Origin of the sequence: Cellulomonas pasadenensis (genome assembly GCF_047229365.1) — a bacterium.
Taxonomy (GTDB): domain Bacteria; phylum Actinomycetota; class Actinomycetes; order Actinomycetales; family Cellulomonadaceae; genus Cellulomonas.
On sequence record NZ_JBFTEP010000011.1, the window covers coordinates 1 to 26,832 of the forward strand.

General features: G+C 75.5%; 24 protein-coding genes, 3 tRNA genes and 1 riboswitch. Of the genes, 15 read left to right on the top strand and 12 right to left on the bottom strand.

Annotation, left to right across the window (positions count from 1 at the left end):
* The first annotated feature begins 213 nt into the window (after nucleotides 1-213).
* Both AB6N23_RS02975 and AB6N23_RS02980 read left to right on the top strand, forming a co-directional pair.
* On the top strand, nucleotides 214-1,011 hold the full coding sequence (locus tag AB6N23_RS02975) for an alpha/beta fold hydrolase (RefSeq protein WP_412864620.1): 798 nt from the start codon (nucleotides 214-216) through the stop codon (nucleotides 1,009-1,011).
* Nucleotides 1,008-2,600: a SpoIIE family protein phosphatase gene (locus tag AB6N23_RS02980; RefSeq protein ID WP_412864621.1), complete on the top strand. Its 1,593-nt coding sequence runs from the start codon at nucleotides 1,008-1,010 to the stop codon at nucleotides 2,598-2,600. The genes AB6N23_RS02975 and AB6N23_RS02980 overlap by 4 nt, the downstream gene beginning before the upstream one ends.
* Before the next feature lie 56 nt (nucleotides 2,601-2,656).
* On the opposite strand, the gene AB6N23_RS02985 is transcribed toward AB6N23_RS02980, so the two are convergent.
* The 5 genes from AB6N23_RS02985 to AB6N23_RS03005 form a co-directional block, all read right to left on the bottom strand.
* The gene (locus AB6N23_RS02985) at nucleotides 2,657-6,031 is read right to left on the bottom strand and encodes an ATP-binding protein (protein WP_412864622.1); all 3,375 of its coding nucleotides are present in this window, start codon (nucleotides 6,029-6,031) and stop codon (nucleotides 2,657-2,659) included.
* Complete coding sequence (locus AB6N23_RS02990) at nucleotides 6,028-6,744, bottom strand: DUF4194 domain-containing protein (protein WP_412864623.1); 717 nt, start codon at nucleotides 6,742-6,744, stop codon at nucleotides 6,028-6,030. Before AB6N23_RS02990 ends, AB6N23_RS02985 begins: the two co-directional genes overlap by 4 nt.
* On the bottom strand, nucleotides 6,741-8,285 hold the full coding sequence (locus AB6N23_RS02995; protein ID WP_412864624.1) for a DUF3375 family protein: 1,545 nt from the start codon (nucleotides 8,283-8,285) through the stop codon (nucleotides 6,741-6,743). Before AB6N23_RS02995 ends, AB6N23_RS02990 begins: the two co-directional genes overlap by 4 nt.
* Nucleotides 8,286-8,414: 129 nt before the next feature.
* Nucleotides 8,415-8,487 (bottom strand) — tRNA-Asn (locus AB6N23_RS03000).
* An 87-nt stretch (nucleotides 8,488-8,574) separates the two neighbouring features.
* Nucleotides 8,575-9,135 carry a hypothetical protein gene (locus AB6N23_RS03005; protein WP_412864625.1) on the bottom strand — a complete coding sequence of 187 codons (561 nt, stop codon included), beginning with the start codon at nucleotides 9,133-9,135 and terminating at the stop codon, nucleotides 8,575-8,577.
* 119 nt (nucleotides 9,136-9,254) lie between these two features.
* Here AB6N23_RS03005 and AB6N23_RS03010 point away from each other — a divergent pair.
* The 6 genes from AB6N23_RS03010 (at nucleotide 9,255) to AB6N23_RS03035 (ending at nucleotide 12,810) form a co-directional block, all read left to right on the top strand.
* A tRNA-Ile gene (locus AB6N23_RS03010) sits at nucleotides 9,255-9,328 on the top strand.
* 37 nt (nucleotides 9,329-9,365) lie between these two features.
* Nucleotides 9,366-10,148, top strand: a complete 783-nt coding sequence (locus AB6N23_RS03015; RefSeq protein WP_412864626.1) for a CPBP family glutamic-type intramembrane protease — start codon at nucleotides 9,366-9,368, stop codon at nucleotides 10,146-10,148.
* Nucleotides 10,149-10,307: 159 nt separating this feature from the next.
* On the top strand, nucleotides 10,308-11,084 hold the full coding sequence (locus tag AB6N23_RS03020) for a DUF1206 domain-containing protein (protein ID WP_412864627.1): 777 nt from the start codon (nucleotides 10,308-10,310) through the stop codon (nucleotides 11,082-11,084).
* Nucleotides 11,085-11,165: 81 nt separating this feature from the next.
* Nucleotides 11,166-11,240: riboswitch (cyclic di-GMP riboswitch) on the top strand.
* 17 nt (nucleotides 11,241-11,257) lie between these two features.
* On the top strand, nucleotides 11,258-11,482 hold the full coding sequence (locus AB6N23_RS03025) for a BldC family transcriptional regulator (protein WP_378207639.1): 225 nt from the start codon (nucleotides 11,258-11,260) through the stop codon (nucleotides 11,480-11,482).
* Nucleotides 11,483-11,683: 201 nt separating this feature from the next.
* Nucleotides 11,684-12,172, top strand: a complete 489-nt coding sequence (def, locus tag AB6N23_RS03030; RefSeq protein WP_378207636.1) for a peptide deformylase — start codon at nucleotides 11,684-11,686, stop codon at nucleotides 12,170-12,172.
* A gap of 137 nt (nucleotides 12,173-12,309) precedes the next feature.
* Nucleotides 12,310-12,810: a DUF3145 domain-containing protein gene (locus AB6N23_RS03035; protein ID WP_412864628.1), complete on the top strand. Its 501-nt coding sequence runs from the start codon at nucleotides 12,310-12,312 to the stop codon at nucleotides 12,808-12,810.
* A 102-nt stretch (nucleotides 12,811-12,912) separates the two neighbouring features.
* Here the strand turns inward: AB6N23_RS03035 and fabF are convergent, their stop codons facing one another.
* The 5 genes from fabF to AB6N23_RS03060 form a co-directional block, all read right to left on the bottom strand.
* Nucleotides 12,913-14,157 (bottom strand): beta-ketoacyl-ACP synthase II, encoded by a 1,245-nt coding sequence (gene fabF, locus AB6N23_RS03040; RefSeq protein ID WP_412864629.1) that lies wholly within the window; start codon nucleotides 14,155-14,157, stop codon nucleotides 12,913-12,915.
* A 79-nt stretch (nucleotides 14,158-14,236) separates the two neighbouring features.
* The gene (locus AB6N23_RS03045; protein ID WP_378208454.1) at nucleotides 14,237-14,488 is read right to left on the bottom strand and encodes an acyl carrier protein; all 252 of its coding nucleotides are present in this window, start codon (nucleotides 14,486-14,488) and stop codon (nucleotides 14,237-14,239) included.
* An 81-nt stretch (nucleotides 14,489-14,569) separates the two neighbouring features.
* A complete protein-coding gene (locus AB6N23_RS03050) occupies nucleotides 14,570-15,574 on the bottom strand; it encodes a beta-ketoacyl-ACP synthase III (protein ID WP_412864630.1) in 1,005 nt (334 codons plus the stop codon).
* Entirely contained in the window at nucleotides 15,571-16,563 is a 993-nt protein-coding gene (locus AB6N23_RS03055; protein ID WP_412864631.1) for an ACP S-malonyltransferase, read from the bottom strand. The genes AB6N23_RS03050 and AB6N23_RS03055 overlap by 4 nt, the downstream gene beginning before the upstream one ends.
* A gap of 150 nt (nucleotides 16,564-16,713) precedes the next feature.
* Complete coding sequence (locus AB6N23_RS03060) at nucleotides 16,714-18,018, bottom strand: PucR family transcriptional regulator (protein WP_412864632.1); 1,305 nt, start codon at nucleotides 18,016-18,018, stop codon at nucleotides 16,714-16,716.
* Between the two features lie 116 nt (nucleotides 18,019-18,134).
* Here AB6N23_RS03060 and AB6N23_RS03065 point away from each other — a divergent pair, with 116 nt between their 5' ends.
* The gene (locus AB6N23_RS03065; protein WP_412864633.1) at nucleotides 18,135-18,821 is read left to right on the top strand and encodes a hypothetical protein; all 687 of its coding nucleotides are present in this window, start codon (nucleotides 18,135-18,137) and stop codon (nucleotides 18,819-18,821) included.
* Nucleotides 18,822-18,935: 114 nt separating this feature from the next.
* Here the strand turns inward: AB6N23_RS03065 and aceE are convergent, their stop codons facing one another.
* Nucleotides 18,936-21,683, bottom strand: a complete 2,748-nt coding sequence (aceE, locus tag AB6N23_RS03070; protein WP_412864634.1) for a pyruvate dehydrogenase (acetyl-transferring), homodimeric type — start codon at nucleotides 21,681-21,683, stop codon at nucleotides 18,936-18,938.
* A gap of 362 nt (nucleotides 21,684-22,045) precedes the next feature.
* Between aceE and AB6N23_RS03075 the strand changes: the two genes are divergently transcribed.
* Together AB6N23_RS03075 and AB6N23_RS03080 are read left to right on the top strand one after the other, a co-directional pair.
* Nucleotides 22,046-22,465: a DUF3052 domain-containing protein gene (locus tag AB6N23_RS03075; protein ID WP_378208468.1), complete on the top strand. Its 420-nt coding sequence runs from the start codon at nucleotides 22,046-22,048 to the stop codon at nucleotides 22,463-22,465.
* Nucleotides 22,466-22,472: 7 nt separating this feature from the next.
* Entirely contained in the window at nucleotides 22,473-22,937 is a 465-nt protein-coding gene (locus AB6N23_RS03080) for a peroxiredoxin (RefSeq protein ID WP_412864635.1), read from the top strand.
* 9 nt (nucleotides 22,938-22,946) lie between these two features.
* On the opposite strand, the gene AB6N23_RS03085 is transcribed toward AB6N23_RS03080, so the two are convergent.
* Nucleotides 22,947-23,023, bottom strand: a tRNA-Val gene (locus AB6N23_RS03085).
* 40 nt (nucleotides 23,024-23,063) lie between these two features.
* Between AB6N23_RS03085 and AB6N23_RS03090 the strand changes: the two genes are divergently transcribed.
* From AB6N23_RS03090 to AB6N23_RS03105, 4 genes are read left to right on the top strand one after another with little or no spacing between them, the layout of a single operon-like run.
* Nucleotides 23,064-24,113, top strand: coding sequence for a zinc-dependent alcohol dehydrogenase family protein (locus AB6N23_RS03090; RefSeq protein ID WP_412864636.1), 1,050 nt, complete (start codon nucleotides 23,064-23,066; stop codon nucleotides 24,111-24,113).
* A complete protein-coding gene (locus tag AB6N23_RS03095) occupies nucleotides 24,110-25,306 on the top strand; it encodes a Nif3-like dinuclear metal center hexameric protein (RefSeq protein WP_412864637.1) in 1,197 nt (398 codons plus the stop codon). Before AB6N23_RS03090 ends, AB6N23_RS03095 begins: the two co-directional genes overlap by 4 nt.
* On the top strand, nucleotides 25,303-26,043 hold the full coding sequence (locus tag AB6N23_RS03100) for a zinc ribbon domain-containing protein (protein ID WP_412864638.1): 741 nt from the start codon (nucleotides 25,303-25,305) through the stop codon (nucleotides 26,041-26,043). The genes AB6N23_RS03095 and AB6N23_RS03100 overlap by 4 nt, the downstream gene beginning before the upstream one ends.
* Complete coding sequence (locus AB6N23_RS03105; protein ID WP_412864639.1) at nucleotides 26,043-26,831, top strand: histidine phosphatase family protein; 789 nt, start codon at nucleotides 26,043-26,045, stop codon at nucleotides 26,829-26,831. Before AB6N23_RS03100 ends, AB6N23_RS03105 begins: the two co-directional genes overlap by 1 nt.
* The last annotated feature ends 1 nt before the right edge of the window (nucleotide 26,832 follow it).

The following is a 26,832-nucleotide window of genomic DNA, read 5'->3' on the forward strand; positions in this document are numbered from 1 at the left end:
AGGGTGTGGGAGAGTAGGACGCCGCCGGACAACCATTCCACGAAGGCCCACCCGACACCGGGTGGGCCTTCGTGCGTTGCTACGCCTTTGCTGCGGTCCTCGCCATTCCTGCGGTCCTCCGCGCCTGGATCGCGGAGCTCGCACGTGCCGTCGTCGGCACGGTCCCTCGGTCGTGGGTTCTGCGGACCGCTCGGATGGCCCTAGGGTCGTGGGATGCACGTGCTGGAGCGACACGACGTCCACGTCTCGGGGAACCTCGCCGGACCGACGCTCGTGCTCGCACACGGCTTCGGCTGCGACCAGAGCATGTGGCGGTACGTCGTCCCGGCCTTCGAGGAGACGCACCGGGTGGTCGTCTTCGACCACGTGGGCGCCGGCGGGTCCGACCTCGGTGCGTACGACCCGCAGCGCTACGGACGGCTCGAGGGCTACGCCGCGGACGTCGTGGCGCTCGTGGAGACCGTCGGGACCGGTCCCGTGACGTTCGTCGGGCACTCCGTGAGCGCGATGATCGGTGCGTTGGCGGCCGCCGCGCGCCCGGACCTGTTCGAGCGGCTCGTGCTGGTCTGCCCGAGTCCGCGGTACGTCGACGACGACGGGTACCGCGGCGGGTTCTCGGCCGCCGAGATCGACGAGCTCCTCACCACGATGGACGACAACTACCTCGGGTGGGCCGAGTTCGTCGCCCCGGTCATCGTCGGCCGCCCGGACCGCCCCGAGCTCGGCGTCGAGCTCGCGAACTCGTTCTGCCGCACCGACCCGGCCATCGGGCGGCACTTCGCGCGGACGACGTTCCTGTCCGACAACCGTGACGACCTGGCGCGGGTCCGCACGCCGTCGCTCGTGGTGCAGTCGCGCGTGGACGCGATCGCCCCGCCGGAGGTCGGACGCTGGGTGCACGAGCACCTCGCCGGCAGCGAGCTGACGGTGCTCGACACCGTCGGTCACTGCCCGAACCTCAGCGCACCCGACCTGCTCGTCGCCGCGATGCAGGAGTACCTCGAGCGGTGAGCACGGGCACCGAGCCACGGAGGACGGCGTGGTTGCGCGCGCCGGTCGCGCTGCTGCGGCTCGGCGTCGACGGCACAGTCCTCGACGCCAACGCCGCGCTGCTCGCCTGGGTCGGCCTGTCCGTCGACGAGGTGGTCGGACGTCGACGTCTGCCCGACCTGCTGTCCGTCGGCGGGCGGATCTACTGGGAGACCCACGTCGCGCCGCTGCTGGCGATGCAGCGTCGTGTCGAGGAGGTGGCCCTCGAGCTCGTCGGACCGGACGGGCGGACGCCGGTGCTCATGGCCGCGACGGTGCGGGAGGTGGCCGCGGACGCCCCGCCGGAGGTCGACGTCGCCCTGTCGCCCGCTCGCGAGCGGGCCCGGTACGAGCGCGAGCTCGTCGCAGCGCGCCGCGCGGCGGAGACGGCGGCGCAGGACGTCCGGCTGCTGCAGGTCGTCACCGCGGCCCTCTCGTCGGCCTACGGGGTGGACGGGGTCGCGGAGGTCCTGCTCGCGACGGGTAGGGAACGGCTCGGTGCGGCCGAGGTCATCGTGTGGACCGCCGACGAGCGGGGGCGGCTGGTGCGCTTCCCTGGACGGGCGGGGGCCGGCGGCGGTGCCGGGGCGCCGGCGGGGCGGGACACCGACGACCGCGTGGGCGACCGGGGCGCGTCGCCGCCCCCGGACGACCTGCTCCGGCGACCGGTGCACGTGGCCGACGACGGGACGGTGACCGTGCCCCTGCAGGGGCGCACGCGCCGGCACGGCGCCTGGGTGCTGCGTCCGCGGGCGCAGGCGGGTGACGAGCCCTGGGACGCGGAGGTGCTCGCCGCGACCGGGCGCCAGGCCGGGGCGGCGCTCGACCGCGCCCTGCTGTTCGACCAGCGGACCACCGCGGCGCACGTCCTGCAGCAGGCGCTGCTCACCACGCCCGACGTGCGCGACCCGCGCGCGGCGGTCGCGACGGTGTACCGGCCGGGCGTCGACGCGTTCGAGGTCGGCGGCGACTGGTACGACGTCCTGACGTTCGACGGTGGCACGCTGCGCGTCGTCGTGGGCGACGTCGTGGGGCGGGGGCTGGAGGCGGCGACCGCGATGGCGCAGCTGCGCAGCGCCGTGCGTGCCGCCGCGGAGCCGGGGGAGAGCCCGGCCGGCGTCGTGGGCCGGCTGGACCGGTTCGCGGCGCGCACGGCCGTCGGCCTCTCGGCCACGGTGGCGTACGCCGAGCTCGACCTCGCGACGGGTGTCGCGCGGTACGCGGTGGCCGGCCACCTCCCGCCGTTGCACCTGCCCGCGGTGGGCCCCGGGACGTACCTGTGGGGCGGTCGCGCGCTGCCGCTGGGCGTCGGCGACGGCGGTCCGCTCCCGGAGGGCGCCGTGACGCTCGCAGCGGGCGACCGGCTGCTGCTCTTCACCGACGGTCTCGTCGAGCGGCGCGACCGGTCGCTCCCCGACGGGCTCGAGGACCTGGCGGCACGGGCGCGCGGGCTCGCGGCGGACGGCATGTCGCTCGACCGGCTCGTCGACGTCGTGACGGGCGGAGGTGGCGGGGACCATGACGACGTCTGCGCGCTGCTGCTCACGTGGGCAGGTCCGCTCGCGGCGTGACGGACGGGCCGCCCGCGTACGTGCGCCCGCCGCCCGGTGCGCCCGTGGTCGTGCGCTCAGGTGGTCGCGGGCTCGCGGTGCGTCGGCCCGAACGCGATGGGCAGCCCGCGTGCGTGCGCGCGCCCCGCGGCGGGGTCGTGCTCGACGAGGTACGCCGACCCGAACTCCCGCTCCATCGACTGGTACTTGTCGATGGGCGCCGCGATGACCAGCTGGAACCCGAACGACTGCAGCGCGCGGATGGCGCGGCGCGTGACGTCCGGGTCCGACTTCACGAAGCCCTCGTCCACCATGACCGACCCGAACACGGGCACCTGCTCGATGCCGCCGAGCTGGTAGCGCAGGGCTGCGCCGAGCGTCGCGGCGATGAGCTCCTGGCCCTCGCCGCCGGACGTCGCGCCCACGCCCTCGTAGACGCGGGCCTGGGCCTCGCCGTGCCGGTGCTCCTCCGCGGAGATGCGCACGTGCCGCTTGACGTCGAGCACGTCGCGCTGCCACTCGCGGTCGACGGGGTCGGTGCTGTCGAGCCGGTCCATGAGCCGGGCGATGCGCGCGAACCGCGCCTCCAGCTCCGCGTCGTCGAGGTCGCCGCCGGCGCGGTCCTCGAGGATGGCGTCGATCTCCGCCTGGAACCGGCGCGACGCGGGCGGCTCGACGTCCGTCGTGACGATCTGCAGGTACCCGTCGTGGCCGAACGGCACGGTTCGCAGGACGTCGTTGATCGGGTCGATGCGGTCGTCGATGACGAGCCGCTCGTCCCGCAGCTGCTGCAGGAGGGCCGTCAGCCCCATCGTGTTGATGCTGTGCATGAGCCGGCGCCACTGGTCCAGCGCCGCGGGGAGGTCGTCGCGGCGCAGGTCCTCCAGCCGGGCCAGGTACGCCGGCACGTCCTGGACGTCGCGCGTGAAGGTGCCGGTCTCGTCGGGCCACGTGCGCAGGAAGTCGGCGAGCGTGGTGACGATCGCCGACCGCGCCTGCTCGCCCGCCGACTCGGCGGTGGTGAGCCGCTGGCCGACCGCCTGCTCGACGGCCTTGCGCAGGCGCCCCACCGTCTCGAGCGTCGGCTCCGGGTCGCACTCGCGCGCCACCGCGGCCAGCACGGCGCGCTGCTCGTCGGTCGGCTCGGCCAGCGCGTCGAGCCGCGCGCCGACGCGGTCCTCCTCGTCGAGGCGGCGGGCCCACGCCTTCTCGGCGGCGGCCGCGGCCTCGCGGGCGGTGCGCGCGCGGTGGTTCGCGGCGTCGCGCTCCTCCGTGCGCGCCGTGATGCGGGCGTCGAGGGCGGCGAGGTCGCCGCCGGCCACGACGTCCGCACGGTGGCGGCGGGCGTCCTCGAGGGCGGCCTCGGCGCTCTCGACGTCGACCTCGTCCCACCGCAGCGCCGCGACCTGCTGCCACGCGCGGGCGACCGCGCGGCGGTGCTCCCGGGCCGCGTCGGCGTCGTCGCGTGCGCGGACGAGCGCCGGCCGCCGCTCCTCGAGCGCGGCGATCGCGTCGGCGACGTCGCGGCGCGCGTGCGCGTTGTCGAAGCCGATGACGCGGTGGCGGCGCACGTCGGGCCGGTCGTCCTTCTCGTGCAGGCCGTCACGGTGCTTGACCTGGCCCTGCACGGTCACGGCCTCCCGCAGGACGCCGAGCTGGGCGACGTCCGCCACGCAGCGGTGCGCGTACCGGCGGGCGAGCTGCGCGCGCAACCAGGGCGCGAACGGGCTGTCCGCGACGACGACCTTGCTCGCCATCGTGCCTGCCTCCGGCGCGGCGGCGGGCACGGGGACGGCGGTGTCGACGGGCGTCCACCGCACGCGCGTGCGCAGGTCGTGCCCGTCGACGAAGGCCGCCACCCGCGCCGCGGAGGCGGCGTCGACGAGCATCCGCACGCCGAAGCCGCCGAGGAGGCGCTCGGCCGCCGTGCGCCACGTCTCCTCCTCGGGGGCGACGTCGAGCAGCTCGCCGACGAACGGCAGCTCGGTCTCCGGCAGGCCCGTGCCCTCGGCGACGAGCCGGCGCACGCGCAGGTCGACGTCCGGGATGTTGGAGCGCCGCTGCTCGAGCGAGCCGAGCTGGGCGCGCAGGTCGGCGAGCTCGGCGTCGAGCGCGCTCACGGCCGCGCTGCGCTGCCACAGCGCGTCGCGCGACGCCGTCTCGTCCCCGTCGGCGCCGTCGTCCGCCGGACGGCGGCGCTGCAGCGCGGCCAGGCCGCGCGCGCTGCCGGGGACGGGGGCGTCGACGAGCCCGCACCACCGCTCGAGGTCGGCGTACCGGCGCCCGACGCGCTCGTGCGTCGCCGCGAGGTCCCGCAGCTCGGCGTCCACGCGGTCGAGGTCGCCGCCGCCCTGCGTCCAGCGCTGCTGCTCCAGCCGGCGCACGTCGTCGGCGGCCTCCTGGTGCTCCGCGGCCGCGGCGGCGTGCAGCTCGCCCTGCCGGACGTGCTCGGCGCGCTCGTGCTCCGCGCGCTCGGCGAGCAGGTCCTTGTGCACCCCGAGGACGTACGCCTCGACCGGGCTCGACCCGTCGGCGTCGCCGAGCAGCGCGCGCAGCTCGTCGCGCGAGCCGCCCGCCGACCGGTACGTCTCCCACAGCTCCGGCAGCGGGGCGAGGAGGGCGATCTGGTCGCGTGCGCGCGTCATCTGCTCGTAGCCGTTGCGCAGGCTGACGAACTGCTCCACAGCGGCGTCCCGCCGGGCCGCGACCTTGGAGTCGTCGAGGACGAACCGCTTGAAGGTGTCGTCGATGTTGTGCACGCCCTTGCTCGACTGCGCCTTGTGCAGCAGCCGGATCGCCTTGGCGCTGTCGCCGTCCTGCCCCCGGATGCCCACGAGCGCGGACAGGCGCGCCACGTACCGCCCGTACTCCGTGCCGAACGTCGTCACCGCCGGGACCGCCCGGCGGATCGCGTCCTGGCGCAGCCGGTGCTCCACGGCCGGCTCGAGGTCGCGCACGTCCAGGTCCTGCTCGGCCAGCATGAGCGCGTGCGTGATGTCCGGGTCGGACGTGGCGTCGGCCGTCACGTGCATCGCGCGGCACGCCGTCACCGTGCGCCCCGCCGAGTTCGCCCACGTCAGCGCGACGGCGCTCCACGTCGCGCGCTCGCGCAGGTAGATGGCGCGGCTCCCGCCGCGGCCGCCGTCGCGCCGCGAGCCCGTCTTGCCGCGCACGTAGGAGTAGAAGGTGCGCTCGCGGCTGCCGACGGCCTCGTCGTGGGCCGCCGCGTTGAAGGTCACCGAGCGGTCCATGAGCACGCAGATCATGGCGTCGAGCAGCGTGGACTTGCCGGCGCCGGACGGGCCGGTGACGAGGGTGCCGTCGCGGTGCACGTCGACGACGTGGTACCCGTGGAACGGCCCCCAGTTGACCAGCTGGATGCGCGTCAGCCGGAACTGCGCGATCGCCGGGTCGAAGCCGTCCATGGTCTGCACGACCGCCTGCGCCGTCATCGTCCGCCGTCCTGCTCGTCGTCGGCCCGCTCGCCGTCCTGCTCGTCGCCGTGCCGCTCGCCGTCGTCGCGTCCGCCGCCGGTCGCGCCGTCGTCCGCGAGCGACGTCAGGGCCGCCGTCATCGCGTCGACCTTCTCCGCCGTCAGCATCGAGTGCACGATCCCCGAGATCCGGTAGCGCCCGTCGCTCACGGGGGCGAGCACGCCCTTCTCCTTGACGTTCTCGATGGCGTTCTCGCAGCGTCGCCGGAACTGCGCGGGATTCTGGTCGTCGACGTCCTTCCACGCCTCGAGGTGGTCGAGGAGCTCACGGTGCTCGACCACGACGTCGCGGCCCTCGACGGCGCCGCGGTCGTACTCCTGCCGCAGGTGCAGCAGCAGGACGGTCGCCGCGAGCGTGAGGGGCTTGTCGCGGCGGAGCAGCACCGGCACGTCGTCCTCGAGCTCGAGCTGCTGCGTGAATGCGACCTGCCGCCGCCGGTCGACGACCAGCTCGAGGTAGAGGTCGTGCAGGCGGGAGCGCAGCACGTCCTCGTGCCGCAGCACCCGGTTCCACAGCGACGGGTGGCGCACGCCGTCGACGAAGCGCGAGCTGAGGACGCGCACGAGGGTGCCGCGGACCTCCGCCGGCAGCGACCCGGCGTCGCCGTCGAAGAGCGGTTCGGGGCGTGCGGCGGCGCGCGCGGTGCGTGCGTCGTCGGCCGTGGTGCTCATGCGAGTGACTCCTCGGTCTGGGGCTCCGCGACGGCTCCGGGCCCTGCGACGGGTCCCGGCTCTGCGACGAGGTCGGCGGCCGGCGCGGGCAGGACGGCCCACGGCACGGTGCACACCACGCGCGAGCCGTCGGTGCGCACGGCCTCGAGGCGGTCGCCGGTGTCGTCGAGGAAGGTCGCGCCGGCCGCGACGGCGACGTGCAGCAGGCCGACGACGTTGCGGGGACGGCGCTGCTCGGGCGGCAGGGCGGCCCACACCTCGCCGAGCGTCGGGCGCCCCGACCCGGCGGTGGCCGTGGCGGTGGCGACGGCGCGGCGGATCTCGTCCAGGTCGGGGCCACCCAGCTCGCGGATCTGCGCGGGCGTGAGGCCGCCGTCGTCCCAGACCACCTCGTCGAGCACCGGCGGGCGCTCGCGCAGGCCCGGGTCGGCGAGCTGCACCTGCGCGATCGACTGGATCTCCGGCAGGCCGGCACCCAGCTGCAGCTCGACCTGCACCCGCCGCGCGCCCTGCCCGAAGAGCGCGTGCGCCGCGGCCTGCGCGCGCGCCAGCCGCGCCCGCAGGTCCCGGTCGCCCTCGGAGCGGTGCTGCACGAAGCGCTCGAGCGACTGCGTGAGCCGGCGGTAGGTGTCCTGCACGTCCTCGGCCGCGTCCACGAGCGTGCGGGGGAGCGTGCGCAGCGCGCGCCGCTGCTCCGGGGTCAGCTCGGCGGCGAAGTCCTGCGAGAGGAGGGCGTCGATGTCGCGGCGCAGCGCCGCCTGCGCGCGGTGGCTGCCCCACAGGCGCATCAGCCCGCGGAACGCGCGGCCCTCGGCGCTGGCCTCGAGCAGGTCGTGGTCGGCGAAGAACGCCTGCAGCGCGCGGCCGCGCCCCGCCGGCTCGTCCTCGGCCTCGCCGACGAAGCGCCGGTGCATCGTGTACACGCTGTCCGCGACGCGCTTGAAGTCCGCGGGGAGGTGCCGCGCGAGGTCCATGACGCCGTGCAGCTGCTCGTGCAGTCGCGCCGGCGGGGTCGGCGGCACGTCGCCCGCGAGCAGCGCCTCCCGCTGGGCCTGCAGCGCCGCGATCTGCTCGTCGATCCGGTCGACCCGCCGCTGCGGGTCCGGGTCGGCGTCGTCGGAGAGCCGCGCGACCGCGTCGAGGATCTGCTGCAGCCGCGACTCCGAGACGGTCGAGCGGCGGTCGACCAGGCGGTCCGCGAACGCCAGGACGTCGAGCGCGGCGGCCGTCAGCGTGTACTGCTCCACGCCGTCGACGAGCGCGCGGTTGACCCACTGCCGGGCCACCCAGTCGTTGCAGTAGTCGCGGGCCGTGCGCGTCGACTCCTGGAGGTCGGGGGAGCCCGCCGCGCGCAGCTGCGCCAGCTCGACGTCCACGACCTCGTGGAAGTGCGCGACCTCGACGGGGCCGGCGGCGAGGTGCTCGGCGAAGATGCTGAGCACCCACTCGACGCTGTGCGCGCGCAGCAGGGCCATCTCGGGCCGGGCCTTCGCCTGCTCGAACCGTGCGAGCCGGCCGGCGGCCCCGGGTGCGTGCGTCACGGTCGTCGCTGCCCGTCCTTCCTCGCGTCGCGCACCCGCAGGCGCGCACGGACCGACCGGGCACGACGATCGGCGCCGGACATGGCGAGGGCCTCTGCCTGTGGTGCAGGTCAGAGGCCCCGACGCTTGCTCCCTCGACTGGACTCGAACCAGTAACCGTCCGATTAACAGTCGGATGCTCTGCCAATTGAGCTACGAGGGATCGTGCGGGAAGAGACTCTAGCAGGCGTCGGAGGTCCCGCGGACCACGGCGGCCGCTGCGCGGGACGTGACGTGCGCCGCGCGTCGTTCAGGCAGGCAGACCGACCTCGGCGCGCACCCGCGCCTCCGCCTCCGCGACCACCCGGGCCGCGGACGGGTCGCGCAGGTCGACCCGCCCGTCGCCGATCGTCTGCGTGAAGAGCGCCCCCTCCTCGTCGCGCCGCAGCGCCACCCGCACCCGGCCACCGCCGGGCAGCGTCACGTGCTCGACGTGCACGACCGACTGCTGCACGCGCTCGCGGAACGTCTGCGCCAGGTCGCGTGCCGCCGGGTCGTCGGCGAGGGCCAGGTCGGTCGTCGCGCCGCTCGCCCAGTGCACCGTCAGCGTGCGCGACTCGGCGTCGAGGGTGCCGCGATCGACGTCGGACCACGGCGTGCGCGCCACGTCCGCGTCGGGGTCGGCGTCGACGAGGTGCAGCGCGCGCCGGGTGACCACGGCCCAGCGGCCGGTGCCGTCCGCGTCCTGCGCGACCTCGCCGCCCCGCGCCGGATCCAGCGGCGCGGCGGCGAGGACGGTGTCGCCGTGCGCGAGGTCGAGACGACGGCGGACGGCGTCGGGCAGGCGGCGACGACGGGAGAACAGGGCCACGCGCCCACCGTACCCAGGCGGTGCGCCGGCGGGGCGGGGCGGTCGGCCCGGCCGCCTCGTCGGTCCCGCTCGTGGTGCTGCCGGCCGACCGGCGCCGCGTCGCTAGGCTGCTGCCGCACGGGCCAGTAGCTCAGTCGGTCAGAGCAGCGGACTCATAATCCGTCGGTCGTGGGTTCAAGCCCCACCTGGCCCACCCTGCGAGCGGGGCCGGGCGCGGTCAGACTCGCCCCATGACCGCCACCCCGCCGCGCGGACCCGCCCCGTTGCCGTGGGCGCTGCTCGCTGCCGTCGTGGGCGGGTGGCTCGCGGTGTCCTGGCTCGTCGGTGTGTACATGGGCGTGATCCGGACGACGCCGGGCCTGCCCGACGTGCGCACGGTCCGCGCCGACCTCGTCGCACCGCACCTGGCCGGCGTCGTGGCCGCGGTGGTCGCCACCGCGCTGTGGGGCCGCTGGCGGGACGTCTGGCGCGAGCCGCGGGACGTCCACCCGCTCTGGTGGCTCGTGCCCGCGGTGGTGCTCGTCGGCGCGGCCGCCACGACGGACGTCGACGCGCTGCGCGTCGCACCCCCGGGCCTCGTCACCGTGCTCGCCGTCGGCTGCCTCCTGGCGGCGCTGGACACCGAGCTCGTGCTGCGCGGCGTGGCGCTGGTCGCGCTCCGCGACCGGTGGCCGGAGCCGGCTGCCGCGCTCGGCACCGTGCTGCTCTCGGGCGCCGTCGAGGTGCTCACCGGTCCGGGCTCGCCGGCGACGCGGGCCGTGGTCGGCGTGGCCACCGGCGTGGTCCTCCACGTCGCACGCCGGGTCGGCGGCGGGCTCGCCGTGCCGGTCGTCCTGCACGGCGCGGTCGACCTGGCGCTGTGGTCGCACGCCGTCGGCGACCAGGCGGGGGTGCTGCCGGGCACCCGCGTGCAGGTCGCGGGGCTGGCGGTCGTGGCCGTCGTGAGCGTGGCCCTCGCACGGTGGGGAGGCATGCCGCGCCCGCCGGCGGGGCTGCGCCGGCGCCGCTCCTGACGGGGGGCCGTGGTGCCGCGTCCGGGCCCGGTGGTGCTGCGCCCGTCGTCGGGCCGTCGTCGGCACGCTCCGGTCGCCGGCCGGCGTCCGCGCTGCCACGATGCCCGCGGGTGCCGGCGTGCCGCCGGAGGTCGGGGGAGCCCGCCACGAGGAGGTGTCATGACCACGGTCGCCGCGAGCTCGTCTCGAGGGGTCTGGGAGGCCGGCGCGCGCGCCGGGTACGCGGTCAGCGGCGTGCTGCACGTGCTCATCGGCGTGCTGGCCGCGCAGCTCGCCACCGGCGGGGGCGGGGAGGAGGCCGACCAGTCCGGCGCCTTCGCGCAGGTGGCGTCGACGCCCTTCGGGGCCGTCGCGCTGTGGGTGGCCGTCGTCGCGCTCGCCGCGCTGGGCGCGTGGCAGGGTGCGGCCGCGCTGAGCGGCGCCGTGGGGGAGGCCGCCGACCGTGCGAAGGCGGCCGGCAAGGCGGTCGTGTACCTCGCGCTCGCCGCGACCGCCCTCACGTTCGCGCGCGGCAGCGGGTCCGGCGGTCAGACCTCGGACGCCACGGCGAGCCTCATGCAGGCGCCCGGCGGACGCCTTCTCGTCGGCGCCGTGGGGGTCGGGGTGGTGGTGGTCGGCGGCTACCACGTCGTGAAGGGCGTCACGAAGCGCTTCCTGCGCGATCTGCACCGGCTGCCCGCGGGGACCGCCGGCCGCGTGGCCCGGGGCGCGGGCGTCGCCGGCTACGTCGCGAAGGGTGTCGCGCTCGCGGTGGTCGGGGTGCTGTTCGTGCTCGCGGCGGTCCAGGCCGACCCGGCCGAGGCGAGCGGTCTCGACGGTGCCCTGCGGGCGCTGCGCGACGCGCCGGCGGGTCCGCTGCTGCTCGGTCTGGTCGCGCTCGGGCTCGTCCTGTTCGGCCTCTACAGCCTCGTCCGGGCCCGCTTCGGCCGACTGTGACTTTTCACCCGCACCGGACACGTGTCCGACGCCCGGTGGTTCTTGCACGGATGTCCAGATTGGGGCATGCTCTTCCACGTCAGCGAAAAACGGCAAACCCGCCGCAAGGCGGGGACGCAAAGCCACGGGGCCCACGGGGCCAGCCGAGCTACCGAACGACGAAGGAGCCTCCCATGGCCATTCAGACGCACGCCACCGACGCCCCCCTCACGCAGGGCAGCCTGCTCACCCCGGGCGAGGTCGCGGTCCTCTTCCGCGTCGACCCGAAGACGGTGACGCGCTGGGCGCAGGCCGGCAAGCTCTCCGCCGTCCGCACCCTCGGCGGTCACCGCCGCTTCCACGAGGCGGAGGTCCGTCAGCTCCTGACGGGCGTCCCGCAGCAGCGCGCCGGCGAGTGAGCCGGCGCCGCCACGACGGCGGCTGCCCACGACACCGACGACGCCGGTGGTGACCTGGTCACCACCGGCGTCGTCGCGTCCGGGGCCTGCCCTCGTCGGGTGGCCGGCGCACCGCGGGACCGGCGTGGACGCGGTCGGCGGCACGCCCACCACCGGTCGCGGACGGCACGGGCCACCCCGCCGACGTGAAAGGATCGGACCATGGCCTTGCGTGAGATCCGGACCGTCGGCGACCCCGTCCTGCGCACCCCGTGCGACCCGATCACGACCGTCGACGACCGGGTGCGGTCGCTCGTCGACGACCTGCTCGAGACCGTGGACATGGAGGGCCGTGCCGGCCTCGCCGCGAACCAGATCGGCGTGTCGCTGCGCGCGTTCTCGTGGAACATCGACGACGAGATCGGGTACGTGCTGAACCCGACGATCGTCGAGCTGTCCGAGGACGAGTACCAGGACGGCGACGAGGGGTGCCTGTCGGTGCCCGGCCTGTGGTTCCCGACGCACCGCGCCTGGTACGCCCGCGTCGTCGGCACCGACCTCGACGGCAAGGAGGTCGTCGTCGAGGGCACGGAGCTCATGGCCCGGTGCCTGCAGCACGAGGTGGACCACCTCGACGGCATGCTCTACCTGGACCGTCTCGAGCGGTCGGTGCGCAAGAAGGCGATGCGCGCGATCCGCGAACAGCTCTGACGGCTGGACCGCAGCCGCCGCGTGGGGCATCCTGTGCACAGCACGCCGCGTGCGTCATGCGTTCTGGTCGTGAGTCCTGCAGGAGCAGGGGCGAGGTCGTTGGGGAAGGCGACCCTCGAGCCCTACTGGAGGACCACATGGCTGGTGCCATCACCCGCGGTGTCCTTTTCGTGCACTCCGCACCGCGCGCGCTCTGCCCCCACGTCGAGTGGGCGGTCGGCAACGCGCTCGGTGGGCGTGTCAGCTTCGACTGGACCCCGCAGCCCGCAGGACCGCAGTTCTACCGTGCCGAGCACTCGTGGCAGGGCGCGCCGGGCACCGGCGCGCGCCTGGCGTCCGCGCTGCGCGGGTGGGCGCACCTGCGGTACGAGGTGACGGAGGAGCCCAGCCACGGCGTGGACGGCTCCCGGTGGAGCCACACGCCCGAGCTCGGCATCTTCCACGCCGCCACGGACGTGCACGGCAACATCGTCGTCCCCGAGGACCGGGTCCGGGCCGCCCTCGAGCACGCCGCCGACCCGGCGCGCATGCGTGCGGAGCTCGACCTCGCGCTCGGGCAGGCCTGGGACGACGAGCTCGAGCCGTTCCGCTACGCGGGCGCCGGCGCCCCCGTCCGCTGGCTGCACCGCGTCGGCTGACGCCCGCCGCGGCACCGACGCCCACGGCCACGGCCCGTCGGCGACCACGCACGGCGACCCCGGACCCGCACGGGTCCGGGGTCGCGTCGTGCGAGGAGCGGCTCAGTCCGCCGTGACGACCAGCGCCACGTTGTGCCCGCCGAAGCCGAACGAGTTGTTGATGGCCGCGACGGGACCGTCGGGCAGGGCGCGCGGCTTGTCGCGCACGAGGTCGAGCACGAGCTCGGGGTCGGGGTCGTCGACGTTGATCGTCGGCGGCGCCTGCCGCTCGTGCAGCGCGAGCACCGCGAAGATCGTCTCCAGCGCGCCGGCGCCGCCGAGGAGGTGACCGGTCATCGACTTCGTCGCCGAGAGGGCGACGTGGTCCGCGTCGGAGCCGAGGACGCCGCGGATGCTGCGGGCCTCGATGAGGTCGCCGACGACGGTCGACGTCGCGTGGGCGTTGACGTGCCGGACGTCCGTCGCGGCGACGCCCGAGTCGGCCAGCGCCGCCTGCATGGCGCGCACCTGGCCGTCGCCCGACGGCTCCGGCGACGTGATGTGGTACCCGTCCGCGGTGAGGCCGACGCCGGCGATGCGCGCGTACACGCGGGCGCCGCGCGCACGGGCGTGCTCGGCGCTCTCGAGGACGACGATGCCGGCGCCCTCGCCGAGGACGAAGCCGTCGCGGGCGGTGTCGTAGGGACGCGACGCGGCGGCCGGGTCCTCGTTGCGCGTCGACAGGGTGCGCGACGCGGCGAACGCGGCGACGGGCATCGGGTGGATCGCCGCCTCGGTGCCGCCGGCGACGACGACGTCGGCGCGGCCCGACCGGATCATCTCGACGGCGTAGCCGATGGCCTCCGCACCGGACGCGCACGCCGAGACGAGCGCGTGCGCACCGGCGCGCGCACCGAGCTCGAGCGACACGTAGGCAACGGGGGAGTTCGGCATGAGCATGGGCACGGTCATCGGCAGGACGCGGCGGCCGCCCTTCTCGCGCAGCGTGTCCCACGCGTCGAGGGTGGTCCAGATGCCGCCGATCCCGGACGACACGACGGCGCCGAGGCGGTCGCCGTCGACCTCCGGCGAGCCGGCGTCCTTCCAGGCCTCGCGCGTCGCGATGACCGCGTACTGCGCGGACGGGTCCATGCGCTTGAGCTCGGGGCGCGCCAGCACCTGGTCGGGTGCGACGCGCAGCTGTGCGGCGAACCGCACGGGGATGTCGTAGCGGTCGGCCCAGTCGTTCTCGAGGGTGCGGGCACCCGACTCGCCCGCCAGGGCTGCCTGCCACGTGGACGGGACGTCGCCGCCGAGCGGCGTGGTCGCGCCCAGGCCGGTGACGACGACCTCGGGGACGGTGCTCATGGATGCTCCTCGGTGGTGTGCGGGGCGGCGGGACGGCGCGTGCGGGCACGCGCCGTCCCGGCCGCGGGTGCGTCGGGCGTCAGGCCGCCTGGGCGCCGTTGATGAAGCTGACCGCGTCGCCGACCGTCGTGAGGTTCTTGACCTCGTCGTCGGGGATGCGGACGTCGAACTTCTCCTCGGCGAGGGTGACGATCGTCATCATCGACAGCGAGTCGATGTCCAGGTCGTCGGTGAAGGACTTCTCGGGCAGGACGGAGTCGGCCGGCAGGCCCGTCTCCTCGCTGACGATCTCGGCCAGGCCGGCCAGGATCTCCTGCTCGCTGTGCGCCATGGATCTCTCCTCGGGTGGGGTGGTGCTCGGACGAAACGTGCTGACGGTACCGGCCGGTCGTGCCCGGCCCGCCCCACGGGATCAGGGCAGGACGACGACCTGCGCGGCGTAGACCAGGCCCGCGCCGAAGCCGATCTGCAGGGCCAGCGCGCCGGACGGGACCTGGCCCTCGCGGAGCAGGCGCTCGGCGGCCAGGGGGATCGACGCGGCGGACGTGTTGCCGGTGTCGGCGATGTCGCGGCCGACGACGACGGACTCGGGCAGCTTCAGCTGCTTGATCATCTGGTCGATGATCCGCATGTTGGCCTGGTGCGGCACGAACGCCTCGATGTCCTCGGGGCGGACGCCGGCCGCGTCCATGGCCTTCTGCGCGACCGGGGCCATCTGCCAGACGGCCCACTTGAAGACGCTCTGGCCCTCCTGGCGCAGCGTCGGCCAGCCGGCGCCCTCGTCGCGCGTCGCGAGCCACGAGTGGGTCTGCCGGATGGCGTGCGCCTGGCCGCCGTCGGAGCCCCACACCGTCGGGCCGATGCCCGGCGTGTCCGACGGGCCGACGACCACAGCGCCGGCGCCGTCGCCGAGCAGGAACGAGATCGTCCGGTCGGTCGGGTCGACGAACTCGCTCATCTTCTCGGCGCCGATGACGAGCACGTGCCGAGCCGTGCCGGCGCGCACGAGGGCGTCGGCCTGGCCGATCCCGTAGCAGAAGCCGGCGCACGCGGCGGAGATGTCGAACGCCGCCGCGGGCGTGGCGCCGATCCGGTCGGCGACGATCGCGGCGCCCGCGGGCGTCTGGTGGAAGTAGGTGACGGTCGAGAGGATGACCGCGTCGATGTCCGCACCGGTCAGGCCGGCGTGGTCGAGCGCGGCCCGGGCGGCACCCTCGGCGAGGTCGAGCACGTCGGTGCCCGCCTCGGCGCGGCGCCGCGTCACGATGCCGGTGCGCTGGCGGATCCACTCGTCCGACGAGTCGATCGGGCCGACGAGGTCGTCGTTGGGGACGACACGCTCGCCGCGCACCCCGCCGATGCCGAGGATGCGGGTGTGCGCGGGGCCGGTGGCCTGCGTGAGGGTCGGACGGGTCACGACGTGCTCTCCTGCGTGGTCGTCGAGGGGGACGGCTGCGCGCCGCCGGCGTGGCGGCGCACCAGGTCGCGCGCCGCGTCGAGGTCGGCGGGCGACTTCAGCGCCACGGTCTCGACCCCGGGCAGCGTACGCCGCGCGAGGCCGGTGAGGACCCCGCCGGGCGCCACCTCGAGCAGGCCCGTCACGCCGAGGTCGGCGAGCGTGCGCTGGCAGAGGTCCCAGCGGACCGGGCGTGCCACCTGCGCGACGACGCGGTCCCGTGCGTCGGCGCCCGTGGTGACGACGGCTCCGTCGGCGTTGCCGAGGAGCGTCACGACCGGGTCGCGCGGTGCGACGCGCGCGGCCGCGGCGGCGAGCTCGTCGACCGCCGGGGCCATGTGCGACGTGTGGAAGGCGCCCGCCACCTGGAGCGGCACCACGCGCGCGCGGGTCGGCGGCTCGGCGGAGAGCGCCGCGAGGGCGTCCAGCGTGCCGGCCGCGACGACCTGGCCGCCGCCGTTGACGTTCGCGGCCACGAGGCCGAGGGCCTCCAGGCGCGCGAGCACCTCGTCCGGGTCGCCCCCGAGGACGGCGCTCATGCCGGTCGGGGTGGCCGCCGCCGCACGGGCCATGGCCGCACCGCGCACGGCGACGAGCGCCAGCGCGTCGTCGTCGCTGAGCACGCCGGCGACGGCGGCGGCGGCGAGCTCGCCGACCGAGTGGCCGGCCGCGGCGTCGACGCGCCCCGGCACGGCCTGCGCGAGGTCGGTCCCGAGGGGTGCGCCGAGCACGGCCCGCAGGCTCGCGAGCGCGGTGGCCACCAGCAGCGGCTGCGCCACCGCGGTGTCCCGGATCGTCTCGGCGTCGGACGTGGTGCCGTGGGCGACGAGGTCCGCCCCGGTGACCTCGCTCGCGCGGGTCAGGAGGTCGGCGACGCCGTCGACCTCGAGCCAGGCGGCGAGCATGCCGGGGGACTGGGCGCCCTGACCAGGGCAGGCGACGACGAGCACCCGTCCACTGTGCCGTCCCGGCCCGCGGTCACCCGGTCACGGCTCCCACCAAGCTCGGTGGCCAGCCTTGTCGCACCTGTACAAAGGCGGCACGCGTGGGCGCCGCGCGTCCGGGACGCCGTCGGTGCCGCTGCGGTGCCGGCCGCGGTGCTAGCCCCGGGCGGCGTCGAGGCGCCCGACGGCCAGCGCCGTCTGGAGCACGTACGACTCGCGGGCGTCGAGCGGGTCCCACCCGGTGACGTCCGCGACGCGGCGCAGCCGGTAGCGGACGGTGTTCGGGTGCACGTACAGGCTGCGCGCCGCCGCCTCGAGCGACCGGCCGGCGCCCAGGTACGCGGAGAGCGTCTCGAGCAGCGACCCCTGGCTCGCCGCCAGCGGGGTGAACGCCCGCTCGACCAGCGCGCGCCGGGCGTCGGCGTCGCCGACGAGCACGCGCTCGGGCAGCAGGTCGTCCGCGAGCACCGGCCGCGGCACCTGGTCCCAGCCGGCGGCCGCCTGCAGCCCCGCGAGGGCCGCGCGCGCGGACGCCGTGCTCTCGACGAGCCCCGGCGCGGCGGGCCCGATGACGACCGGTCCCGGTCCGAACCGCGGGAGCAGCGTCATGGCCGCGGCCCGCAGGTCGCCCTCCCCGCCGAGGAAGACGACGAGCCGGTCGCCGAGGATCCCGACGAGGGCGTCGTCGGCGGCGCGGCGGGTCGCCCGGCGCAGGTCGGCGACCCGCACCTCGTCCAGGTGCGCCGTCGTCGTCCCCACGACCACGAGCGTCGCGCCGCGGCCGCTCCAGCCGATGGCCGCGACGCGCGAGCGCAGCGCGTCGTCGGCGTCGCCCCGCACGAGGGCGTCCACGACGAGCGCCTCCAGCCGGGCGTCCCAGCCGCCGCGGACCTCCGCCGCGCGGGCGTAGACCTCCGCGGCCGAGAACGCGACCTCGCGCGAGTAGCGGAGCACCGCCTCGCGCAGCTCCCGCTCCGCGCCCGGCGCCGCGAGCCGGTCGCTGTGCGTCTCGACGACGTCGACGACCACCCGGACGAGCTGCAGCGTGTGCTGCAGGGAGATCGACCGGGTGAGCTCGGGCGGCGCGGCCGCGAAGATCTCGCCCACGCCGTGGGGCGGCCGCGTCGGGTCGGCGAACCAGGTGACGAAGGCCGTGATGCCGGCCTGCGCGACGAGGTTGACCCACGAGCGGTCCTCCGCCGGCAGCGCGCGGTACCACTCGAGGTCGGCGTCGAGCCGGCGCATGGCGGCCACGGCGAGCTGGCCGGCACCCTCGCGCACGCGGCGCTGCGTCTCCGTGCCGCCCGGGTCGCCGGCGTCGGCGGACCGGCCGCGCCCCGGCCGGACCGGACGCCCGCCCACCCTGCTCGGACGGGCGCGCGCGACCACCGGGTGCGCCCCGTCGGCGACGTCGTCCGGAGGCGCCGCGCCGGTGCGGTCAGCGGTCGAGGGGGGCGTCATGGGGCCGAGCATAGGCGCGGCCGTTGTGGGGAGTCGACAAAGGCCACGGGCCCCTCGGCAGGTGCCGGGCGGCTCCCGGACAGGTGCGCACGGGACAGAACGGATAGGGTCTCGGCATGGCTCTCCTGCCTCGTCTGCGCCAGCTCATGCGGCGACCCACGTCGGCCTCCCGGGTCGGCGCGCGTCGTCCGACGACCGCCGCCCGCCGTGGTGACACCCTCCACGAGGACGCGTTGCGCTCGATGCTGAGCGACGACCCCAACAACGAGCGCGCCTTCCAGGCCCTCGCGGAGATCGTCCGCCGCCGGGCCGCCGAGCAGGTCCACGAGGAGGACCCGCTGACCGCGCCGAACGTCGAGCACGAGCGGCAGCACGCCGCCGACCTCGCCGTGTGGTCGCTCGGCGAGGAGCTCTCGGGCAACCCGCGCGCCTGGTACCCGCTCGTGGAGGTCGCCCGCCTGTCGGTCCGCGACGACCACGAGGGCACGATCCGCCGGCTCACGACCGCGGCGGAGCGGGACACCACCGGGCGTGCGCTCGTCGAGGCGCTCGCGCTGCTGTGCGACGCGGGCCTGCCGGTCGACGCGCTCAACCTGGGCGTGGGCCACTGGCGCCCGCGCGAGCACGACCCCGAGGTCGCGCGCCAGCTCGTCCGCGCCGCGGTCGAGGCGGGCCGCCCGCTCGACGCCAAGCAGCACCTCGCGTCGCTCGACCTCTACCCGGACCAGAAGGCGATCGCCGACCTGCGCGCCGAGCTGACCCGCCAGGTCGCCCAGGCGGAGCAGTCGATCCCCGGCACCTGACGTCCCACCGCGCAGCGCCTCACCCCCGAACGCCGACGAGCGGGCGGTCCCGGTCTCCCGGGGCCGCCCGCTCGTCGCGTTCGACGGGTGTCCGTCAGCAGACGGGGCGACCCGTCAGGAGTCGCCGCCCGTGTTGCCGGACGTGCCGGCGGTGACGTCGTGCAGGCGGTACCGCTCGATCGCCTGCGCCGGCAGGGACGCGTCGACCTTGCCCTCGAGGACGAGCTGCTGCAGCACGCGCACCGCCGTCGACGGTCCGTCGATCTTGAAGTGCCGGCGGGCCGCCGCACGCGTGTCGGAGAAGCCGAAGCCGTCCGCGCCGAGCGTGGCGTAGCGGCCGGGCACCCACGCGCGCACCTGGTCGGCGACGAGGTGGTCGTAGTCCGTCGTCGCGACGAACGGACCCTCCGCGCCCTGCAGCTTCGACGTGAGGTACGGGGTGCGCGGCTGCTCGCCCGGGTTGAGGAACGCCTGCTGCTCGGCGGCGAGCGCCTCGCGGCGCAGCTCGTTCCAGCTCGTCACCGACCACACCGCGGCGCGGACGCCCCAGTCCTCCGCGAGGAGCTGCTGCGCCTCGAGCGCCCACGGCACCGCGACGCCGGACGCGAGGATCTGGGCGCGCGGCCCGTCGCCCTCGGCCGGTGCGATGAGGTGGATGCCCTTGAGGACGCCCTCGACGTCGACGTCCGCCGGCTCGGCCGGCTGCACCATCGGCTCGTTGTAGACCGTCAGGTAGTAGATGACGTCCTGGTCGCGGCCGTCGGACCCGTCGCCGTACATGCGCTCGATGCCGTCGCGCACGATGTGCCGGATCTCGTAGCCGTACGCGGCGTCGTAGTGGACGACGTGCGGCATGGTGCCCGCGAGGAGCGGCGAGTGCCCGTCGGCGTGCTGCAGGCCCTCGCCGGTCAGGGTCGTGCGACCGGCCGTGGCGCCGATGAGGAAGCCGCGCGCCATCTGGTCGCCGGCGGCCCAGAACTGGTCGCCCGTCCGCTGGAACCCGAACATCGAGTAGTAGAAGTAGAACGGGATCAGCGGCTCGCCGTGCGTCGCGTACGACGTCCCGACGGACTGGAACGCCGCGGCGGACCCGGCCTCGTTGATGCCCGTGTGCATGATCTGCCCGGCCTCGCTCTCCTTGTAGGAGAGCATCAGCGCGCGGTCGACGGCCATGTAGTTCTGGCCGTTCGTGTTGAAGATCTTGGCGCTCGGGAAGATCGAGTCGAGGCCGAACGTACGCGCCTCGTCGGGGATGATCGGGACGAGCCGGTGCCCGAACTCCTTGTCCTTCAGCAGGTCCTTGAACAGGCGCACGAGCGCCATGGTCGTGGCGACCTCCTGCGTGCCGGACCCCTTCGCCAGGCCCTCGTACAGCTTGGGCTCCGGCAGGTTCAGCTTGGTGTGCGCCGTGCGGCGCTCCGGGACGAACCCGCCGAGCTGGCGGCGGCGCTCCAGCATGTACTGGATCGCCGGGTCCCCGGGCCCCGGGTTGTAGTACGGCGGCAGGTACGGGTCGGCCTCGATCTGCTCGTCGCTGATCGGGATGTGCAGCGAGTCGCGCAGCGTCTTGAGCTCGTCGACCTTGAGCTTCTTCATCTGGTGCGTGGCGTTGCGGCCCGCGAAGCCGGAGCCCAGGCCGTAGCCCTTGATGGTGTGGGCGAGGATGACCGTCGGCTGCCCGGTGTGCTCACGCGCGGCCTTGTAGGCGGCGTAGAGCTTGCGGTAGTCGTGGCCGCCGCGCTTGAGCGCCCAGATCTCGTCGTCCGTCATCTTCTCGACGAGCGCCTTGGTCCGCGGGTCGCGGCCGAAGAAGTGCTCGCGGATGAACGCGCCGTTCTCGGCGCGGAACGTCTGGAAGTCGCCGTCGGGCGTCGAGTTCATCAGGTGCACGAGCGCGCGGTCCTTGTCGGCGTTGAGCAGGGTGTCCCACTCGCGGCCCCAGATGACCTTGATGACGTTCCAGCCGGCGCCGCGGAACTGCGCCTCGAGCTCCTGGATGATCTTGCCGTTGCCGCGGACCGGGCCGTCGAGGCGCTGCAGGTTGCAGTTGACGACGAAGGTGAGGTTGTCGAGGTTCTGCTGCGCCGCGTGCTGCAGCATGCCGCGCGACTCGGGCTCGTCCATCTCGCCGTCGCCGAGGAACGCCCAGACGTCCTGCTGGCTGGTGTCCTTGATGCCGCGCGAGTGCAGGTACTTGTTGGTCCACGCCTGGTAGATCGCGGACGCCGGGCCGAGGCCCATCGACACCGTCGGGAACTCCCACAGCTCCGGCGCCAGGCGCGGGTGCGGGTAGGACGGCAGGCCGCCGCCCGGGTGCGAGACCTCCTGGCGGAACCCGTCGAGCTGGTGCTCGCTCAGGCGGCCCTCGAGGAAGGCGCGGGCGTAGACGCCGGGGGAGGCGTGGCCCTGGAAGTAGACCTGGTCGCCGCCGCCCGGGTGGTCCTTGCCGCGGAAGAAGTGGTTGAGGCCGACCTCGGTGAGGGTCGCGACCGACGCGTACGACGAGATGTGACCGCCGACGGCCACGCCCGGGCGCTGCGCGCGCGTCACCATGACGGCGGCGTTCCAGCGGATCCAGGAGCGGTAGCGCCGCTCCATGGCCTCGTCACCGGGGAAGTACGGCTCGTTGTGCACCGCGATGGTGTTCACGTACGGGGTGTTCAGCGAGGCCGGGACGGCCACGTTCCGCTGCCGTGCGTGCCGGAGCATGCTCATCAGGACGTACCGCGCGCGCGGGCCGCCCTTCTCGTCGATCAGGCCGTCGAGCGACTCGACCCACTCGCCGGTCTCCTCCGGGTCGATGTCGGGGACCTGGCTGAGCAGGCCGCCGATCAGCGGGCCCGTCTCGTCGATGGAAGCCACGGGGTGCTCCTTCGCGTCTCGTGCGCCCCCGAGCGGTCCGCCCCGGTGCGCCTGGCAGTCCCGCGGTCGGCGTCTCGCACGGGTGGCGAGCGGGCGCAGCTGCGGGTATCCGGACCATTCTCGGACGAGCCGGCCCGGAAAGTCACACCGGTGACCGTGACGTCCGCGACACGGCGGGCGACGACGGGACCGCGGCGGCGTGCCGGCGGGACACGCGCGGCCTGCGCGGACGTCCGCCGGGCCGCCCGGGGCCCATGTGGGCTAACGTGTCCCGACATCGGCAGGCGGTCCCGTCAGGAGGGTCCGCCGGTGGGGGCCTCGGCCCCCGTCGCAGCCGTCGGGCAGAAGGGAACGGGCCGGACGTGTCTTCCACCGCGGACGACGCCGCGACGCAGGCCGCTCGTCTCGGCTTCGTGGCCGGGCAGGTCGTGCAGGAGCTGGGGTACGACGACGACGTCGACGAGGACCTCCGCACGGGTCTCGAGACGCTGACGGGCAACGAGCTCGTCGACGAGGACTACGACGACGTCACGGACGGCGCGGTCATCTGGTTCCGGGACGACGACGGCGACCTGACCGACTTCCTCGTCGACGCCATGACGGTGCTCGAGGACAACGGCCCGATCTGGGTCTTCTCGCCGAAGGCCGGCCGTCCCGGGCACGTCAAGCACAGCGACATCGAGGAGGCCGCGACGACGTCGGGCCTGCACGCGATGACGACGTTCTCGATCGGCCCGGACTGGTCCGCCACCCGCCTGTCCACCCGCGGCCGCGGCAAGTGAGCGGCCGGTGAGCGTCCCCGCCGTCGGGGACGTCGCACCGGACCTCACGCTCCCCGACACGCACGGCACGCCCGTCACGCTGTCGGACCTGCGCGGCGCGCCCGTCGCGCTCGTGTTCTTCCCCTTCGCGTTCTCGCGCGTCTGCGGGAGCGAGCTCTGCGAGCTGCGCGACAACCTCGCCGACTTCACGGCGGCCGGCGTGACTCTCCTCGGCGTCTCCTGCGACTCGACGTTCGCGCTGCGCGCGTGGTCGGAGCAGGAGCGGCACGGTTTCGACCTGCTGTCCGACTTCTGGCCGCACGGCGCCGCGGCGCGTGCGTACGGCGTGCTCGACGAGGAGCACGGCCTGGCGCTGCGCGGCAGCTTCCTGCTCGACGCCGACGGCGTGGTGCGCTGGAGCGTCGTGCACCCGCGCGGTCGGGCGCGGCCGATCGCCGCGTACCGCGAGGCGCTGGCGGCGCTGCGCGGCTGACGCCGCCGGTGGTGGGCCCGGCCGGTCTCGAACCGACGACCTCCGCGGTGTAAGCGCGGCGCTCTGACCAACTGAGCTACAGGCCCTCAAACGTGCGACAGCCTACCGGCGACGTAGGCTCGGCCCGTGCGCGCCACCCTCCTGCACGGCCCCCGCGACGTCCGCGTCGAGCAGGTGCCGGACCCCGAGATCCGCCGTCCCACCGACGCCCTCGTGCGCGTCGTCGCCAGCTGCGTGTGCGGCTCCGACCTGTGGCCCTACCGCGGCGTGCGCCCCGTGCGGGAGCCGCGGCGGATGGGGCACGAGTTCGTCGGCGTGGTCGAGGAGGTCGGTTCGGAGGTCGCGCGCGTGAAGGTCGGCGACTTCGTCGTCGCCCCGTTCGTCGTCAGCGACGACACGTGCGTGCACTGCCGCAACGGCGTACACACTTCCTGCGTCAACGGCGAGGGCTGGGGCGGGCCGGACCGGCACGGCGACATGGTCGACGGCGGCCAGGGCGAGCACGTGCGCGTGCCGTTCGCCGACGGGACGCTCGTCGTGGCGCCCGAGTACCCCGACGACGCGCTGCTGCCGCACGTGCTCACGCTGACCGACGTCATGGGGACCGGGCACCACGCCGCCCTGGCCGGTGGGGTGCGTGCGGGGTCGACCGTGGCGGTCGTCGGCGACGGTGCGGTCGGCCTGTGCGCCGTCATCGCGGCACGGCGGCTGGGTGCCGAGCGCGTCGTGGCGATGTCGCGGCACGAGGCCCGCTCCGCGCTGGCCGTCCGGTTCGGCGCCACCGACGTCGTCGCCGAGCGCGGGGACGAGGGTGCGGCCGCCGTCGTCGACCTGCTCGGCGGCGTCGGGCCGGACGCGGTGCTCGAGTGCGTCGGGACGAAGGAGTCGATGCAGCAGGCGCTCGACACGGTGCGCCCGGGCGGGCGCGTCGGCTACGTCGGGGTGCCGGCGGGCGGCCCGGAGCTCCCGGTGCCGCAGCTCTTCGGCGCGAACATCGGCGTGCTCGGCGGCGTCGCCCCGGTGCGGGCCTACGTCGAGGGGCTCCTCCCGGACGTGTGGGCGGGGACGATCGAGCCCGGCCTCGTCTTCGACGGCACGTTCGCGCTCGACGCGATCGCCGACGCGTACGCCGCGATGGACGAGCGGACGGTGACGAAGTCGCTGGTGCTGCCGTGAGCGCAGCGACCCTGGCCGACGTCGTCGGCGCGCTCGAGCGGCGCTACCCGCCGCGGACCGCCGAGCAGTGGGACGCGGTCGGCCTGGTCGCGGGCGACCCGACGGCACCCGTGCACCGCGTGCTGCTCGCCGTCGACCCCGTGGCCGCCGTCGTCGACGAGGCGCTCGCGTGGGAGGCCGACCTGCTGCTCACCCACCACCCGCTCTTCCTCAAGGGCGTGCACTCGGTGGCCGCGACCACGTACAAGGGCGCGCTCGTGCACCGGCTCGTGCGGGGCGGCTGCGCGCTCTACACGGCGCACACCAACGCCGACGCCGCCCGTGGCGGGGTGGCCGAGGCGCTCGCGGACGCCGTCGGCCTGCTCGACACCGTGCCGCTCGTGCCCGTGCCCGCGCCGGCGCTCGACAAGGTCGTGGTGTTCGTGCCCGTCGACGACGCCGACGCGCTGATCGACGCGCTGGCCGCGGCCGGTGCCGGTGCGCTCGGCGACTACGAGCGCGCGGCGTGGACCACGACCGGCGAGGGGACGTTCACTCCCGTCGAGGGTGCCGCGCCCGCGGTCGGCGAGGTCGGGCGGCGCGAGCACGTGCGCGAGGCGCGCGTCGAGATGGTCGCGCCGCGCACCGCGCGGTCCCGGGTGCTCGCCGCGCTGCGCGCCGCGCACCCGTACGAGGAGCCGGCGTTCGACGTCCTCGAGCTCGCCGCGCAGCCCGGGTCCACCGGGCTCGGGCGCGTCGGGACGCTGCCGACGCCCGCGCGGCTCGCCGACTTCGCCGCCGCGGTGGCGCGCGCCGTGCCCGCGACGGTCCAGGGCGTCCGGTACGCGGGGGATCCCGACATGCCCGTGCGGCGCGTGGCCGTGCTCGGGGGGTCGGGCGACTCGCTCTTCGACGCCGTCCGCGCCGCCGACGTCGACGCGTACGTGACCGCCGACCTGCGCCACCACCCAGCCTCGGAGCAGCAGGAGCGCGCGGCGTTCGAGGCGGGCGGCGGCGCACCGCGGCCCGCGCTCGTCGACCTCGCCCACTCCGCGTCCGAGTGGCCCTGGCTGGCGCGCGCCGCCGCCGACCTCGTCGCGGACCTGCGGGCGCAGGGCACTACGGTGGAGACCCGCGTGAGCACGCTGCCCACCGACCCGTGGACGGGTCGTGTGCCGCAGACGGCCAGCACCCAGCCGGAAGGAACCCCGTGACGAGCGCCCCCGCAGCCGACCAGCGCCGCCTCCTGGACGTCCAGGAGATCGACACCCGCCTCGACCAGCTCGCCCACAAGCGGCGCACGCTGCCGGCGCTCGCCCGCCTCCTCGAGCTCGACGCCCAGCTCGCCGACCTCGACACCGCGCTCGTCACGTCCCGCACCGCGGCGTCGGACCTGCGCACCGAGCTGCGCAAGGCCGAGACCGACGTCGAGCAGGTGCGCAGCCGTGCGGCGCGCAACCAGCAGCGACTGGACGCGGGCGCGGGCAGCGCCAAGGACATGCAGGCGCTGTCGAGCGAGCTCGAGAGCCTGGCCCGGCGGCAGGGCGACCTCGAGGAGGTCGAGCTCGAGGTCATGGAGCGGCTCGAGGCGCACGAGGGCGCGCTCACCGAGCTCGAGCAGGCGCACCTCGCGCTGGTGACCGAGCGGGACAAGGTCGTCGCCGAGCGGGACGCCGGGTTCGCGGAGGTCGACGCCGAGGTCGAGCGGCTGCGCTCCGTGCGGCTGAAGGCGGCGGACGGCCTCGACGCCGGGCTCGTCACGCTGTACGAGCGGCTGCGCGGCCAGCACCAGGGTCGCGGCGCCGCGCCGCTGCGTGGCAACCGCTGCGAGGGCTGCCGGCTCGAGCTCAACCCGCTCGACCTCGAGGGGATCCGGGCGAAGCCGGCCGACGCGGTGGTGCGTTGCGAGGAGTGCGGCCGGATCCTGGTCCGCGGGGCCGAGGGCGCCTGATGGCCGGGCCCGCCGACGGCGCGGAGGCGCTCGACCACGAGACGACGACCGACCCGGCCGGCACGGGGACCGCGGCGACGCAGGGACGTCCGCGCCAGGCCCGTCCCTCGGGCGCGGCGGTGCGCTTCGACAGCGACGAGCCGGTGACGGTGGTGCTCGTCCGGCACGGGCAGACGACCATGACGGTGTCGCGCGGCTACTCCGGCTCGTCCGAGCCGGGGCCGCCGCTGGACGAGCACGGGCGGGCCCAGGCGGCCGCCGCTGCCGCGCTGGTGGACCGCGTCGGGCGCGACCTGTGGGGCGACATCGCCTACCCGAGCGAGCTGGTCGCGTCGCCCATGGTGCGCACGCAGCAGACCGGCGGCATCATCGCCGAGCGGCTCGGCCTCGACGTCCGCACGGACGCGGCGTTCCAGGAGGCGGACTTCGGCGACTGGCAGGGCCTGACGGCGGAGCAGATCGAGGAGCGCTGGCCCGGGCAGCTCGAGCCGTGGCACACGTCCGGCCGCCTGCGGCCGCCGGGCGGCGGCGAGTCGATCGAGGACGTCGGCGTGCGGCTGCGGGCCGGGCTCGACGCGCTGCAGACCGGCGGGCCGCGGACGGTCGTCGTCGTGTCGCACGCCGTGGCCATCCGCGCCGCGCTGGGCGTCACCATGGGCGCCGACCCGGGCACGTGGAGCCAGCTGCGCGTGGCGCCGGCGTCGGTCAGCATCATCCGGCTGTACGCCGACAAGCGCGACGAGATCGCGGTCGCCGGCGCGCCGAGCGAGGGCTGGGGCCGGGTCTGAC